The organism is Deinococcus budaensis (assembly GCF_014201885.1).
Lineage (GTDB): Bacteria > Deinococcota > Deinococci > Deinococcales > Deinococcaceae > Deinococcus > Deinococcus budaensis.
Window position 1 is genome coordinate 208,475 of record NZ_JACHFN010000001.1, and the last position, 13,668, is coordinate 222,142.

The 13,668-nt window shown below is 70.5% G+C and carries 13 protein-coding genes; 5 read left to right on the forward strand and 8 right to left on the reverse strand.

Annotated elements, in window-relative coordinates:
- Window positions 1-113 precede the first annotated feature (113 nt).
- Window positions 114-518, forward strand: coding sequence for a hypothetical protein (locus tag HNQ09_RS01045; protein ID WP_343057561.1), 405 nt, complete (start codon window positions 114-116; stop codon window positions 516-518).
- A 3-nt stretch (window positions 519-521) separates the two neighbouring features.
- Here HNQ09_RS01045 and HNQ09_RS01050 read toward each other — a convergent pair whose 3' ends face one another.
- From HNQ09_RS01050 to HNQ09_RS01060, 3 genes are all read right to left on the reverse strand, one after another.
- Window positions 522-1,295 (reverse strand): intradiol ring-cleavage dioxygenase, encoded by a 774-nt coding sequence (locus HNQ09_RS01050; RefSeq protein ID WP_184024295.1) that lies wholly within the window; start codon window positions 1,293-1,295, stop codon window positions 522-524.
- Between the two features lie 187 nt (window positions 1,296-1,482).
- Window positions 1,483-3,768 (reverse strand): protein translocase subunit SecD, encoded by a 2,286-nt coding sequence (secD, locus tag HNQ09_RS01055; RefSeq protein WP_184024297.1) that lies wholly within the window; start codon window positions 3,766-3,768, stop codon window positions 1,483-1,485.
- A 66-nt stretch (window positions 3,769-3,834) separates the two neighbouring features.
- Entirely contained in the window at window positions 3,835-4,230 is a 396-nt protein-coding gene (locus HNQ09_RS01060; RefSeq protein WP_246363047.1) for a hypothetical protein, read from the reverse strand.
- A 231-nt stretch (window positions 4,231-4,461) separates the two neighbouring features.
- Here HNQ09_RS01060 and HNQ09_RS01065 point away from each other — a divergent pair, with 231 nt between their 5' ends.
- Together HNQ09_RS01065 and HNQ09_RS01070 are read left to right on the forward strand one after the other, a co-directional pair.
- The gene (locus HNQ09_RS01065) at window positions 4,462-5,010 is read left to right on the forward strand and encodes a hypothetical protein (RefSeq protein WP_184024300.1); all 549 of its coding nucleotides are present in this window, start codon (window positions 4,462-4,464) and stop codon (window positions 5,008-5,010) included.
- Between the two features lie 54 nt (window positions 5,011-5,064).
- Window positions 5,065-6,012, forward strand: a complete 948-nt coding sequence (locus tag HNQ09_RS01070; RefSeq protein ID WP_184024303.1) for a hypothetical protein — start codon at window positions 5,065-5,067, stop codon at window positions 6,010-6,012.
- Between the two features lie 218 nt (window positions 6,013-6,230).
- Here the strand turns inward: HNQ09_RS01070 and infB are convergent, their stop codons facing one another.
- The 5 genes from infB to HNQ09_RS01095 form a co-directional block, all read right to left on the reverse strand.
- Window positions 6,231-8,090, reverse strand: a complete 1,860-nt coding sequence (gene infB, locus HNQ09_RS01075) for a translation initiation factor IF-2 (RefSeq protein WP_184024306.1) — start codon at window positions 8,088-8,090, stop codon at window positions 6,231-6,233.
- 74 nt (window positions 8,091-8,164) lie between these two features.
- Window positions 8,165-8,476, reverse strand: a complete 312-nt coding sequence (locus HNQ09_RS01080; RefSeq protein WP_343057562.1) for a YlxR family protein — start codon at window positions 8,474-8,476, stop codon at window positions 8,165-8,167.
- A gap of 7 nt (window positions 8,477-8,483) precedes the next feature.
- On the reverse strand, window positions 8,484-9,671 hold the full coding sequence (gene nusA, locus HNQ09_RS01085) for a transcription termination factor NusA (RefSeq protein WP_184024307.1): 1,188 nt from the start codon (window positions 9,669-9,671) through the stop codon (window positions 8,484-8,486).
- A gap of 60 nt (window positions 9,672-9,731) precedes the next feature.
- Entirely contained in the window at window positions 9,732-10,202 is a 471-nt protein-coding gene (gene rimP, locus HNQ09_RS01090) for a ribosome maturation factor RimP (RefSeq protein WP_184024309.1), read from the reverse strand.
- A gap of 157 nt (window positions 10,203-10,359) precedes the next feature.
- A complete protein-coding gene (locus tag HNQ09_RS01095) occupies window positions 10,360-11,493 on the reverse strand; it encodes an LCP family glycopolymer transferase (RefSeq protein WP_184024311.1) in 1,134 nt (377 codons plus the stop codon).
- A 313-nt stretch (window positions 11,494-11,806) separates the two neighbouring features.
- On the opposite strand from HNQ09_RS01095, the gene HNQ09_RS01100 reads away from it, so the two are divergent.
- Window positions 11,807-12,778 (forward strand): glycosyltransferase family 2 protein, encoded by a 972-nt coding sequence (locus HNQ09_RS01100; RefSeq protein ID WP_184024313.1) that lies wholly within the window; start codon window positions 11,807-11,809, stop codon window positions 12,776-12,778.
- A gap of 13 nt (window positions 12,779-12,791) precedes the next feature.
- On the forward strand, window positions 12,792-13,652 hold the full coding sequence (locus HNQ09_RS01105) for an ABC transporter permease (protein WP_184024315.1): 861 nt from the start codon (window positions 12,792-12,794) through the stop codon (window positions 13,650-13,652).
- The last annotated feature ends 16 nt before the right edge of the window (window positions 13,653-13,668 follow it).

Below are 13,668 nucleotides of genomic sequence, written 5' to 3' on the forward strand. Positions count from 1 at the left end.
ACGGCAAAGGTGGGGCGGGGGAAGGCGGGCGGGACAGACAGGCCGGGCAGGGCCAGGGCAGGGTGGGTGGAGGCGCGCAGTCTCCCCGGCCCTGTTTCCCGTACCCTCGGGGCGTGGCGGCTTCCTCCCGGTCCCTGATCTTCGTCTACAACGCCGACGGCGGTGTGCTGAACGGCCTGAAGGACCTGTGGATCAAGACGGTGCGCCCGCAGGACTACGATTGCTCGCTGTGCGCTGTCACTTACGGCCCCCTGGGCATGAAGCGCGCGTGGCGCGAGTACGTGCGGGGCCTGGGGGCGGATGTGCGCTTCCTGCACCGCGACGAGCTGCGGGCCGGGTTCGGCGTCAGCGGGGTGGCCCTGCCCGCCGTCTTCGAGGTGGGGCCGGACGGGCGCCTGCGCGAGTGGCTGTCCGCCCACGAGCTGCGCGCGGTGACCACGCTTGAAGACCTGATGCAGCTCGTCGGTGTGCGGTTCCAAAGGGACGGGGAGGTCGAAGCCCTCACCCCGGTCCCCTGACGCTCACCCGATATTCAGCCCCACGTCGAAGGTCGCCCGGTAGCCCCGCTCCGGGCTGCCGGTGAGGTTCAGCAGCAGTTGATTGCCGCCGTTGCGGTAGAGGCCGTCTTGCGCGTTGAGGGTGTTGCGCCTGCCCTTGCTGCTGTAGGGCGCGCGGGCGTGGACCCGGTCGGTGACGGCCTCCGGGAAAAAGAGCTGCGAGGTGAACTCGCCGGTTGCCTGCCCGGCGGCGTTCAGCGGCCGCAGCTTGAAGTGGATATGCACCGCGCGGCCCGGATACCACCCCGGATAGACAGTCGTGAAGGTCGCCTTGCCCCGCGCGTCCGTGACCTGCGCCCCGCGCAGAAAGTCGCCCGTGTTGCCCGCCACGTCCGAGTACACGCCCAGCGCGTCACAGTGCCACACGTCCACCAGCACGTTGGCGCGCGGCTGGCAGGCGTTCACGGCCACCCGCGAGGTCACGAACTCCAGCACCAGCGGCACACCCGCGCTGACCTTGCCGGTGGTCGTGTCCTTGCGGATGTCGCCCCGGCGCAGCCCCTCGTCCACGAAGTAGGGTCCCTCGGTCATCGCGGGCCGCACCACGCAGCCGGGCAGGCTGGCCGCGCCGCCCGTGCCCGCGCTGGTGCCGCCGCGCTGGGCCAGGACCCCGCCTGCGGCCAGGGCCGCCACCCCGCCGCCCAGGCCCAGCAGGCGCAGGGCGTGGCGGCGGCTGAGCAGGGTGCCGATGGTCTCGTCGTCGTTGTCGTCGTCGGGGTGCGCGGGGTGCAGGTTCATGGGCGGACCTCCTTGAAAGGGTGCCCGCAGCGTAAGTGCCGCCGATTAAAGCGGGGTTGGAAGGGTGGAGCAGGACACGTTTCCCCCCCGCGACTCACACGCCGCCGTGGCCTGCTCTCTCGCACGGGCCACAGGAGCAGGAGGCGGCCCCCTCTCCGGAAGCCGCCCCCTGGTGTTCCTGCGCGCCTTAGGCCTTGGCCGCCGCCTGGGCGCGCTTGCGCTTCGCCTGCCATTCCTCGAAGTACACGACCATCGGGGCCACGATGTAGATCGAGGAGTAGGTGCCGACCAGGATGCCGGTCAGGAGGATCAGCGAGAAGTCGCGCAGCACCGGGCCGCCGAAAATCAGGAGGCTCAGCAGCGGCAGCATGGTGCTGATGGAGGTCATCACCGTGCGCGAGAGCGTCTGGTTGATCGAGGTGTTCACGATCTCGCGGTAGGGCCGCCCGCGCATCTCGCGCAGGTTCTCGCGGATGCGGTCCGAGACGATGATCGAGTCGTTGAGCGAGTACCCGATCAGGGTCAGCAGCGCGGCCACCGTCGCCACGCTGAACTCCAGGCCCAGCAGGCTGAACAGCCCCATCGCGATCGCCACGTCGTGGATCGCCGCCACGATGCTGCCCAGCCCCATGATGAAGTCGAAGCGGAAGCCGACATACACCAGGATCAGGCCCAGGCCCAGCAGCACGGCGTACACGGTCTTCTGGGTCAGTTCCTGGCCCACGGCCGGGCCGACCGTCTCGCGGGCCAGCACCTCGCCCTGCGGCAGCGCGCCGATGGCGGTGCCCAGGCGGTCGGCCTCGGCGGCGCTGAGTTCGGGCACCTTCACGGTGTACTGGGCGCCCTCGATGCCGGGGATGATGTCCCGCTGAATGGTCGCGCTCTGCGGGGTGACCTTGCTCAGCCCGGCGCCCGTCACCGCGCCGCGCACCTGCTCGGTGGAGGTGTCCTCGCTGGCCCGGACCGTCAGGGTGGTGCCCGAGGTGAAGTCCACCCCGTAGTTCAGGCCCTTGGTGGCGAGAATCAGGCCGCCCGCCAGCGCCAGCAGCACGCTGACGGTGGTCACGAGGGTGGCGGCCTTCATGAACTGAATGTTGGTCTTGCCGATACGGGTGGGCGCGCTGATGTTCGCCCTGCGCTGCGAGAGCCACTGCATCAGCCACTTGGCAAACACCAGGTTCGAGAAGGTCGAGGCGATCACGCCGATGATCAGCGTGACGGCAAAGCCCTTCACGGCGCCGGTGGAGTAGTTGTAAAGCGCCAACGCCGAGAGCAGGTGCGAGGCGTTCACGTCCAGAATCGCGGCGGTGGAGTGTTCGTACCCGGCGCCGATGGCTCCCCGGAAGCCCTTGCCCTTGGCCATCTCCTCCTTGATGCGCTCGAAGGAGATCACGTTGCCGTCGATGGCCGCGCCGATGGTGAGCACCAGCCCCGCGATGCCCGGCAGCGTCAGGGTCGCGCCGAAGCCGCCCAGCATCCCCAGGATGATCACGATGGAAAAGAGCAGGCCCAGCGCGCCGACCAGACCGAACCAGAAGCCGTAGTACAAAAAGAGCATGCCGAACACCAGCGCGATGCCGACCAGCGAGGCGATGGCGCCGCTGCGAATCGCGTCCGCGCCCAGCGTGGGGCCGATGGCGCGCTCGGCCTCGGTCGTGATCTGGATGGGCAGGGCGCCCGATTGCAGCACCAGCGCGAGCTGACTGGCTTCCTCGGCGTCGAAGTTGCCGCTGATCTGCACGTCGCGGAAGAGGCGCTGCTGGATGGTGGCGACCGACTGGATCTGGCCGTCAAGCACGACCGCCATCAGGCGGCCCACGTTCTGGCCGGTGAACTCGCCGAACGTCTGGGCGCCCTCGTCGGTGGTCTGGAAGGTGACCAGCCAGCGCCCCGAGGTGGGGTCGGTGGCGGCCTGCGCGTTGTCGATGGCCTCGCCGGTCGCCAGCACCGGGCCGAGGTCTTCGAGGGTGTAGCCGCCCGTCTCGGGCTTTTGCTGGGCCAGCGCGGGATCCGGCTGCGCGCCCTGCTCCACGATCCGGAACTCCAGCCGCGCGGTCTGCCCGATGATGTCGCGCGCCCGCTGCTGCACGGCGGGGGTGGCGCCAGGAATCTCGACGACCACGCGCTTGCCGCCCGCCACGGTGACGGTCGGCTCGGCCACGCCCAGCGCGTTGATGCGGTTTTCGATCACGGTCTTGACCCGGTCGAGTTCCTCGCGGGTCGCGTTGCCGCTCTCGGGCGCAAGTTCGATCCTGAGACCGCCCTTGAGGTCGAGGCCCAGCGTGATGAACTGGTACTGCGCGTTCCACAGCGAGAGGGGCGTTTGCGGATGCTCCCAGGGACGCCAGATGTACAGCAGGCTGCCCAGCAGCGTGAGCAGCAGCAGCAGCCCGGTCCACAGGTTGGGGCGGCTGGCGGTCGGCGCCGCGCGTCTGGGGGGCGGGCGTTTGCGGTTGCGGTTGTTGTAGGTCACGGGGACAACTCCAGGGAAAGAAAGCGGGGAATAAAGAACATGGGACGCCTGGTCTTGGCCGCCGGGTCAGCCTCCGTCGGTCTGCCGGCGTCCCAGCAGCGCCAGGGTGCGCGGCAGGTGCGGCGCGGCCCAGCGCGGCGCGCCAGCAGGGGAGGGCGGGGCCAGCGGCGCGGCCCACACGGCGGCCGGAGGGGGGGCCGTCAGCAACGCCGGGCCGGGCGTGGGGGTGGGCGCGGGCCGCAGTTCCGGCACCACCGGCGCCTGCGCCCCCGCCGTGACGCGCGGCCCCGCGTCGGCGGCCACCGGAGGCTGCTGCCCGAGCCAGACTGCCAGCACCGAGAGCAGCGTGAGCAGGCCCGGCCAGCCGCCCAGGCTCCCGGGTAAACGCGGCAGCAGACGTGCCGCCAGCCGCGAGCGCCAGGGCGGCGTCACGTCGGAGCGCGTGGGGGAAGGCTGGGACATAGGCAGAAGAAGGGAGCCGCGCACGGGCCGCGACCGCCAGCGGAAATCCGCATGCGCGCAAAGGCGTGCAAAAGCGCCACAGGATAGCAGAGCGCCCCGGCCGCAAAGGAGGCCGGACCGCGTTCCGGCCGGGGCCGCACCGCGTTAGCCCCCGCTTAACCGCCCCCGGCCATGCTTCCCCTGTCCCGGTCAGGGTGGCCGGGCGAGTTCAGCAAGGAGTGTGCTTTCCCCATGACCCCCCACCAGAAACGTTCCGTCCTGTTTGCCCTTGCCGCCCTGCCGCTCACCGCCGGACTGGTCCTGGCTGCGGGCACGGCCGCCCAGCCGCCCCAGGCCTCTCCGACCCAAACGCAGCAGGCGCAACCCGCCCAGCCGGGCAGCGGGCAGACCGGGCAGCCGCGCACCCAGGCCAGCGGCACCAACTACGCCGAGGTCTTCTTCCAGAAACTCGCCGCGCAGCTCGGGGTCAGCGTCGAGCGGCTACGGGCGGCGGCCGTCGCGGCGGGGGGCGCCACCCTCGACCAGGCGGTAGGCGCCGGGGACCTGTCCGCACAACGCGCGGCGGCGATCAAACAGCGCCTGGAAGACGCGCCGCTGAACTTCGGCTTCGGGCGGCACGGCTTCGGCGGCCCTGACCGGGGCCGCCACGACCCCGGCGGACGCGGCGGCTGGGGCCAGATGGACGGCGGGCCACGCGGCTTCGGCCACCCGCACGTGCCGAACGGCGCTGGCGGCGGCGACACCAGCGGAGTCACCAGCGGGGACACGGCCGGAACCTGAGCGGCGGCCGCAGGTGCGGCCCGGCAAGGCCGCCGCGCGGGTGACAATGACCCCGTGACCTCGCTTCCCTCCCCGGCTCCCCCCGCCGACGTTGCGCCGCCGCGCTGGCCCGCGTGGCGGCGCCTGCTGCTGAACGTGGGCAGCCTGTACCTGGGGCTGTATTTCCTGATCGGGGGCCAGCCGCTGCTGGGGCTGCACGAGCTGCGGTTCCGGGCGGCCGACGCGCTGCACGGCCTGCTGTTCGGCCGCCGCCTGCCCCCCTTCACGCCGACCGGCAGCGGCGACACGCGCTTTGACTGGACCTTCGCGCTGCTGGTGCTGGGGCTGGCGCTGGTGGGGGGCCTGCTCTGGACCCTGCGGCGCCGCCGCGCCCCCTCCGCCGCCCACCTGCGCTGGCTGGAGGCGGGCCTGCGCGCCGCCCTGGTGCTGTGGCTGAGCGTGTACGGCCTGGCGAAGTTCAGTTTCGGGCAGTTCGGGCTGCTGCACGCGGGCCAGCTCGTCAGCACCTACGGCGAGTCCAGCCCGATGGGCCTGCTGTGGCGCTTCATGGCGGCCAGCCCCGGCTATCAGTACGTGGCGGGCGTGGCCGAGCTGCTGCCCGCCTTGCTGCTGCTGCACCGCCGCACGGTGACCCTGGGGGCGCTGCTCGCCGCCGTCACGATGACCAACGTCGCGGCGCTGAATCTCCTCTACGACGTGCCGGTCAAGCTGTTCAGCTTGCATCTTCTCCTCGCCGCCCTGGTGCTGCTCGCGCTGGACGGGAAGCGGCTGTGGGCCTTTGTGACAGGCCGGGCGTTTGCCGGCCGGGCAGTGGCCTCCCGCTTCCGCTGGGCGGCCCCCTCGGCCTGGGTCCTGACCGTCCTGCTGCTCGGCGGCGCGGTCGCCAGCACCCTGAGCGGCCTGCCCAGGCTTCAGGAGGCCCGGCGGGCGGCGGCGCAGGAAGGCGACCTGCTGCGCACGCGCGGCTTTCACTGGGTCAACGAACGGCCCTTCAACCGCTAGCCGCTGGCACAAGAATGGGCCCCTGGAACAAAGCCCCCTCACCCAGGGGAAGATGGGGACGGCCGCTGGCGGAGGGGCCTCGCGCGGAAAGGGGGGAAGGGGTCTTGCGCCCGACCACCGCTGAACGCCAGAGCAACGAAAAAGGGGGGCGGCCCCCACCGGGAAGCCGCCCTCTTTTTTCTGCTGGTGGCTGGCCGCTGGACGCTGGCCGCCTGCCCTTACGCCTGCTCGACCTCGACCATCTCCGAGGCCTCGATGATGTCGCCTTCCAACACGCCTTCCCAGTCGAGGTTGATCCCGCACTCGTAGCCCTGCTGGACCTCGCGCACGTCGTCCTTGAAGCGCTTGAGGCCGACCACGGTGCCCTCGTACACGACCGCCTTGCCGCGCGTGACTTTCGCCTTCGCGTTGCGGCGGAACATGCCGTCGGTGACGTAGGACCCGGCGATATTGCCGCTCTTGGGGTGCCGGATGACCATGCGGACTTCCGCGCGGCCCAGGTAGCGCTCCTCGAAGACGGGTTCGACGTTGCCCTTGAGCAGGCGGTCCACCTCGTCGATCAGCTCGTAGATGATGCGGAAGGACTTGATGTCCACGCCCTTGGTGTCGGCCACCTTCTTCACGCCGCCCGAGGGGGTCACGCTGAAGCACAGGATGGTCGCCTCCGCCGTCGAGGCCAGCAGCACGTCGCCCTCGGTGGGGGCGCCGATGCCCGCGAGCATCACGTTGATCTTGACGTCGTCACTTTCCTTGCGCGCCAGGATGCCCTGGATCGCCTCGACGCTGCCCTGGGTGTCGGCGCGCAGGATCAGGTTCACCGTGCGCGTCTCGCCCAGCTCGCCCATCATCTCTTCCAGGGTGAGCTTGCGGCGCTCGCGGGCGTTCTCGCTGTCGCGGCGGTCGCTGGCGCGGGCCCCGATCACCTCGCGGGCGGCGTGCTCGTTCTTGGCGCTCAGCACCGTCTCGCCGCTCGCCGGGGCTTCCGAGAAGCCCAGCACCTGCACGGGGGTGCTCGGCCCGGCCTCCTTGATGCGCCCGCCCGCCGAGTCGGTCATCGCCTTGATCTTGCCGTAGCCCTCGCCCACGACCAGGAAATCGCCCACGTGCAGGGTGCCCTGCTGCACCATCACGGTGGCCAGCACACCCGCCTGACGGTCCACCCGGCTCTCGATGATGACGCCGGAAAAGGGCGCCTTGGGATCGGCCCGCAGGTCCTCCAGCTCAGCGGTCAGCGAGATGTATTCCAGCAGGTCCTCGACGCCCTCGCCCGTCTTGGCGCTCACGGGCACGACCACGAGGTCGCCGCCGTACTCTTCGGGCACGAGGTTGAGCTGGGTGAGGTCGGTCTTGACCCGCTCGGCGTCGGCCTGCGGCAGGTCCACCTTGTTGATCGCCACGATCATGGGGACCTTGGCGGCCTGCGCGTGCGCGATGGCCTCGCGGGTCTGGGGCATCAGCGAGTCGTCGGCGGCGATCACGATGATGGCGATGTCGGCCACGTTCGCTCCGCGCGCCCGGATGGTCGTGAAGGCCTCGTGGCCGGGCGTGTCGATAAAGACGATGCGGCCCTTGCTGGTCTGGGCCTCGAAGGCGCCGACGTGCTGGGTGATGCCGCCCGCCTCCTTGGCCGCGACCTTGGTCTTGCGGATGTAGTCCAGCAAAGAGGTCTTGCCGTGGTCCACGTGCCCCATGATCGTGACGACCGGGGCGCGGTGGGGGACCTCGGCCTCGGCGGGGGCGGCGGCGGCCACCTGGGGTTCGCGCTCGGCGGTGGCGGTGGGGCTGGAGGCCGCGGCGACCTGGGGCTGAGCGCCCTGGGCCTGCCCCTGATTCACCTGAGGCTGGGCCGCTTGGGCCTGGGCGGGTGGGGTCGTCTGCGGTTGGGCCTCCGCCGCAGCGGCCGGGGCGCCGTCACGCGCTTCTTCCTCCAGAATCTGCTTGATCAGTTCGACGGTGTCCTCCTCGATGGTGCTGCTCACGCTCTTGTACGACACGCCGAGGCCGTCGAGAATTTCCAGCATTTTCGCGTTGTCCACGCCAAGGTCCTTGGCGAGGCTATAGATCCGAACTTTCGACATACTCACCTCCGGTGAGGCCCGCGCCGGGTGCGCCGCTGAGAAGGGGGCAGGGACGCGGGCAAAGGATCAGGGGGTCAGGGCTGATCCGGGGTTGGGGTGATGGGGGGGACGGACGGCGCCTGCCGGGCGTGCAGCGCCGCGCTGATCGCCGGGGCACCTTCCCGGAAGGCCCGCCGCAGCCGTTTTTCGGCCCAGCACGCGGGCGAATCGGCGCACACGTAGGCGCCCCGGCCTGTCCGCTGGCCCGGCAACACGCGCCAGCCGCCCTCCACCCGCGTCACCCGCACGAACTCGCCCTGGGGACGTTTGGCGCGGCAGGCGACGCAACTGCGCTCCGGGACATGCCGGGAGGGCGCGGTGGGGGGGAGGGAAGCAGGCACGGTCACGGCGGAATTACTCCTGGGCGTCGTCCGGGCTGGCGGTCGCCACCGACTTGCTGTCGCGGAACAGCGCGTCGAAGGCCGAGGCGGCGGCGCTGCCCTGGCCCGCGCCCTCCTGCTCGTCTTGCAGCGCCTGCTGCATGGCGGCGTCGAGGTCGGAAACGGCCGCCGTCTCGCGCAGGTCGATCTTGAAGCCGGTCAGCTTGGCGGCCAGCCGCACGTTCTGCCCGCCCTTGCCGATGGCGAGCGAGAGCTGGTCGGGCGTGACCGTCACGGTCGCCTCGCGGCTGTCGGGGTGCAGGTCGATCAGGCCCACCTTGGCTGGCGAGAGCGCGTTGCGGATAAAGTCGCGGGTGTTGGCGTCCCAGAGAATCACGTCCACCCGCTCGCGGCCGAGTTCGCCCGTCACGGCCTGGATGCGGTTGCCGCGGTGCCCGATGCACGCGCCGATGGGGTCCACGTTGGCGTTGTGCGAGAAGACCGCCACCTTGGAGCGCTGCCCGGCCTCGCGGGCAATCGCCTTGACCTCCACGATGCCGTTGGCGACTTCGGGGATTTCCTGCCGGAGCAGGTAGTCCAGCAGCCGCTCGTCGGCCCGGCTCGCCAGGATGGTCGGCCCCTTGGGCGTCTTGCGGACCTCCTTGAGGTAGATCTTGACCCGGTTGCCGGGGGTCAGCTTCTCGCCGGGAATCTGCTCGCGGGGCGGCAGGATCGCTTCCCCGGCGCCGAGTTCGACGAACCAGTTGCCCTTGTTGTCGCTGCGGGCGACCTGCGCGGTGAGCACCTGGCCCTCGCGGTCCTTGTACTCGTTGAACACGACGTTGCGCTCGGTCTCGCGCATCTTCTGGGTCAGGGTCTGCTTGGCGGCCTGGAGAGCGATCCGGGAGAACTTCTCGCGGTCCACCGGAAACTCCATCTCCATGCCGAGTTCGACGCCGGGATCGAGTTCGAGGGCGTCGGCGAGAGAAATCTGGAGGTTCTCGTCCTCCACCTTCTCGACGACCTCGCGCACGATCAAGACTTCGAGTTCGCCGCTCTGGGGATCGAGGTGGACCTCGACGCGGCGGTCGGGTTCCACGTTGCGGGTGTAGGCCTGCGCGAGCGACTGCTCGAAGGCCTCGATCAGCTGCATCTCGTTGATGTTGCGCTGCTGCGCCACTTCGCGCAGTGCATCCGCGAAGTTGAATTCTCCCTGGGTCATACCACTTCCTTCCTGCTGGGGGGCCTCGCCGGGCGGCGGGGCTGAGGGGGTGCGCGGGTCTTAGCGGTGGCGGTCGGGGAACTCGGCCAGGTTGCCCTGGAAGGTCCCGACCCTCAGCGTCACGTCGCCCTGGCCCTCGACCGCGAAGGTGACCGCGTCGCCCTCGACCGCCTTGATGGGCGCGGTGAAGCTGTGGGCCTCGTGCCGCACCCGGGCCTTGAGACCCACCATGCGCTCGAAATGCCGCGCGCGGGTGAGCGGACGCTTGGCGCCCGGCGACTCGAGTTCCAGCCGGTACTCGCCCGCGATGGGGTCCGTGCGGTCGAACTCCGCGCCGACCGCGCGGCTGGCGGCCTCCAGATTCTCGACCGTCACGGGCTGCTCGTCGAGGCGGTCCATCCGGATCACCACGATGGGCCGCCGACCGGGGTTTTGCACCTGCACGTCGAGCACCTCGAAGCCCAGGGGCCGCAAGACGCCGTCGGCAAGGCGCTGAAGAGTGTCTGAATTGTGCGTTGCGTTGTTATTCATATTGTGGGCCGCAGAAGAGCGGGCCGGAAACCACCCCCTCCACGAAAAGGGGTGGGCGAAAAACCCACCCCACCTCGAGGAATTCGTCTGGAAGTATACCTCAGCCTGGCGGGGACGCGCAGCAGCACGTCACAAACGCCCGGGCGGGGCGCGCGGCTCAGGGCGCGGGGGTGTCGGTGCCCAGCCGCACGGTCACGTCGGCGCCGGGGGCGCCCGCGTCCCGGCTGAGCTGGCCGTGGCCCACGTCACGGAGCACCTGCTCGGCGGCCGCGCCGCTCACGGTGGTACCCACGTCGGCGCGCGGGGCGTCGGCGACCCACACGTTCTGGTAGCCCAGGGTCAGGAGCTGCTCGCGCAGCTGCCGGGCGCTGCCGTCGGGGGCGCCGACGTTCAGCACCGCCACCCGCAGGCCGCGCGGGTCATTGGGGTCGCGGAAGTGCTCGGCGATCAGCGCCGAGAGCGCCGCGCGGTCGGGGACCCAGGTCGGGCCGCCGAAGTCGCCGGGCACGGTGTAGGTGCTGATGCGCGGCCCGTGCAGCGCCGCGCCCAGCAGCGCGCCGACCTCGTCCCGCGTCAGGTCCGAGCGGGTGTTCTGGTGCAGGGCGCCCACCATGCCGGGAAGGCGCCACCAGTTCAGCGGGTTGGTCATCCGGTTCGTCATCGCCGTCAGGAACGCCTGCTGCCGCGCGACGCGCCCGATGTCGCCCAGGTTGTCGTGCCGGAAGCGGAGGAAGCCCTCGACCTGCTCGCCGCTGAGGTGCTGGCGCCCCGGCTGAAGGTCGATGTGCAGGTGCCCGGCGTTGTCGTCGTACTTCATGCGCCCCGGCACGTCCAGCGTGACCCCGCCCGCCGCCTCGGTGAGCGCCCGCAGAGCACCCAGCGAGAGCAGCACGTGGGCGTCCACCCGCAGGCCCGTCAGCTCCTGCACGGTGCGGACCAGCAACTCCGGCCCGCCCTGGGGGTTGGCGGCGTTGATCTTGCTCCAGCGGTAGCCGGGAATGTTCACCCAGGTGTCGCGCGGAATGCTCAGCAACTTCACGGCGCCGTCGGGGCGCACCTGCGCGAGCATCAACGTGTCGGTGCGCTGGTCGTAGGCTTCCGGCTTGGGCGGGTACGGCCACACGGCGGCCGCGTCGTCGTAGTCCACGTCCACCCCGGCGAGCAGCACGTTGACCGGACCGTCCGCCACGCGGGGCAGCGCCCCGTAACGGCTCAGGGCGGGAAAGGCGGGAGCGGCGAGGGCGACGAGGCCCGCGAGAACGGTCAGGAGGACAAGGGCGGCGCGGCGCACCGGGCGAGTGTAGCGGGCGCGCGGATGAGGCACAATCGCGGCGGGCCGGGCCAGTTCCGCAGAGCGGACCCCCGGGACCCGCAGGCCACTTGACGAACTGGAGACGTTCCCGCAACCCCCGGCGCGGCAAGCTCCTGGGGGTGAGAGACCGTGCGGGGCTGCGGGAGGAGACTGAGGAGCGGTCGCTCGTCGGCCCTGGGTTGACCCCTCTTCGCCCCCCCCCCGCCCGCCCGGCCCGGGCATCCCCAGCGGGACCCCGGAACTGCCCCGCACCCTCCCCACAAGCCAGAATTTTCCCGCACCCAGGAGCAGGATGGTCAAGCAATTTTCTGTCATCGTCGCGGTCTACAACGCCCAGAACTACCTTCAGGAGACGCTGGTGTCTCTGCAACGCCAGACCTACCGGGAGTTCGAGGTCGTGATGGTGGACGACGGCTCGACCGACCAGAGCGCCGAGATCGCCCGGCAGTTTTGCATCAGCGACCCCCGCTTCCGGCTGCTGTCCACCCCCAACCGGGGGATCTCGCCCACCCGCAACCTCGCGATCGAGCACGCCCGGGGCGACTGGCTGGCGATCTGCGACGCCGACGACACCTGGAACCCGCACAAGCTCGAAAAGCAGGCGGCCTTTATCGCGGCGTGGGACGACCGGGCCCACGGTCCCCTCGCCGCGCTGGGCACCGCCGGGTACATCACCAACCGGTTCGGGCAGGTGCGGCGGGTCGAGGACCTGGGCATCACCACGCTGGAGGACTACCGCTACTGGCGCGACGAGATCGGGCAGATGGCGATGATCAACTCGTCGGTGGTGTTTCGCAAGGACCTCTTTTTCGAGGTGGGCGGCTACCGCGCGGACTACACGCCCGCCGAGGACACCGACCTGTGGACCCGGCTGGCAGGGCGGGGGGTGGTGCTCAACCTGCCCGGGCGCCTGACCTACTACCGGATGCACGGCGAGAACATCTCGGAGAGCAGCTACGTCCGCATGATGCTCAATGCCCGGCGGGTCCGCGCCAACTCGGGGCGGCGCCGCGCGGGGCTGCCGGAATACAGCTACGACGAGTTCTACGCGCACCTGGCCGAGCATCCGGAGCAGCTCGCCCGATTGCTGCGGCAGCTGAGGCACGAGATGCACTACTACGTGGCGCGCAACCGCTGGAACAACGGCCGCCGTTTGGGCGGACTGGGCCGTTTTCTGCGCGCGACCCTGCTGGCGCCGGAGCGCAGCCTGCGCCTGCTGCGCGAGGGCTACCTGCACCGCCTGCGCCGGGGGCAGGCGGCGTGAGGCGCCGCTCCCCATGACGGGCCACTCTGCTCCCGCGCCGCCCGCCGCCGCCGACTTCGATCTGGTGATCGAGGGCGGGCGGCACGAGCGCGGCTACTGGCGCGACCTGTGGCGCTACCGCGAACTGCTGCTCTTTCTGGCGTGGCGGGACCTCCTCGTGCGCTACAAGCAGACGGTCCTGGGCGTGGCCTGGAGCGTCCTGCGCCCGCTGGCGACCATGGCGGTGTTCACCTTCGTGTTCAGCCGGGTCGCGGGCCTCCCCTCCGAAGAGGGCGTGCCGTACCCGATCCTGGTCTACGCGGCGATGCTGCCCTGGAACCTCTTCGCGGGGGCCATGAGTGACAGCAGCAATTCGGTGGTGGGCAGCTCGGCCATCGTGTCCAAGGTGTATTTTCCGCGGCTGATCATCCCGGCGAGCACCGTGCTGGTGAACGTGGTCGATTTTCTGATCTCGCTGGCGGTGCTGCTGGGGCTGATGCTCGCGCTCGGGTTCGTGCCGTCGTGGCGGATGGTGCTGCTGCCGCTGTTCGTGGTGCCCGCGCTGCTGGGGGCGCTGGGGCTGGGGATGACGCTGGCGGCGCTGAACGTGCGCTTCCGCGACGTGCGGGTGCTGATTCCCTTTATCACCCAGTTCGGGCTGTACCTCTCGCCGGTGGGCTTCAGCAGCAACGTGGTGCCCGAGGCGTGGCGGGGGCTGTACGCCCTCAACCCGATGGTGGGCGTGATTGACGGCTTTCGCTGGGCGATTCTGGGCGACCGGGTAAGCATGAACTGGCCGGGCTTCGTGCTGGCCTGCGGGGTGGTCACGGCGCTGTTCGGGTTGGGCCTGTGGGTCTTCCGCCGCACCGAGCGCCAGTTCGCGGACGTGATCTGAACCATGGAGGAAAAAC

Coding starts and splice junctions, on each gene's coding strand:
- rimP (WP_184024309.1), bottom strand. CDS start 10,202: ATGAATAACAACGCAACGCACAATTCAGACACTCTTCAGCGCCTTGCC.
- HNQ09_RS01105 (WP_184024315.1), top strand. CDS start 12,792: ATGACGGGCCACTCTGCTCCCGCGCCGCCCGCCGCCGCCGACTTCGAT.
- infB (WP_184024306.1), bottom strand. CDS start 8,090: ATGTCGAAAGTTCGGATCTATAGCCTCGCCAAGGACCTTGGCGTGGAC.
- HNQ09_RS01100 (WP_184024313.1), top strand. CDS start 11,807: ATGGTCAAGCAATTTTCTGTCATCGTCGCGGTCTACAACGCCCAGAAC.
- HNQ09_RS01065 (WP_184024300.1), top strand. CDS start 4,462: ATGACCCCCCACCAGAAACGTTCCGTCCTGTTTGCCCTTGCCGCCCTG.
- HNQ09_RS01060 (WP_246363047.1), bottom strand. CDS start 4,230: ATGTCCCAGCCTTCCCCCACGCGCTCCGACGTGACGCCGCCCTGGCGC.
- HNQ09_RS01050 (WP_184024295.1), bottom strand. CDS start 1,295: ATGAACCTGCACCCCGCGCACCCCGACGACGACAACGACGACGAGACC.
- nusA (WP_184024307.1), bottom strand. CDS start 9,671: ATGACCCAGGGAGAATTCAACTTCGCGGATGCACTGCGCGAAGTGGCG.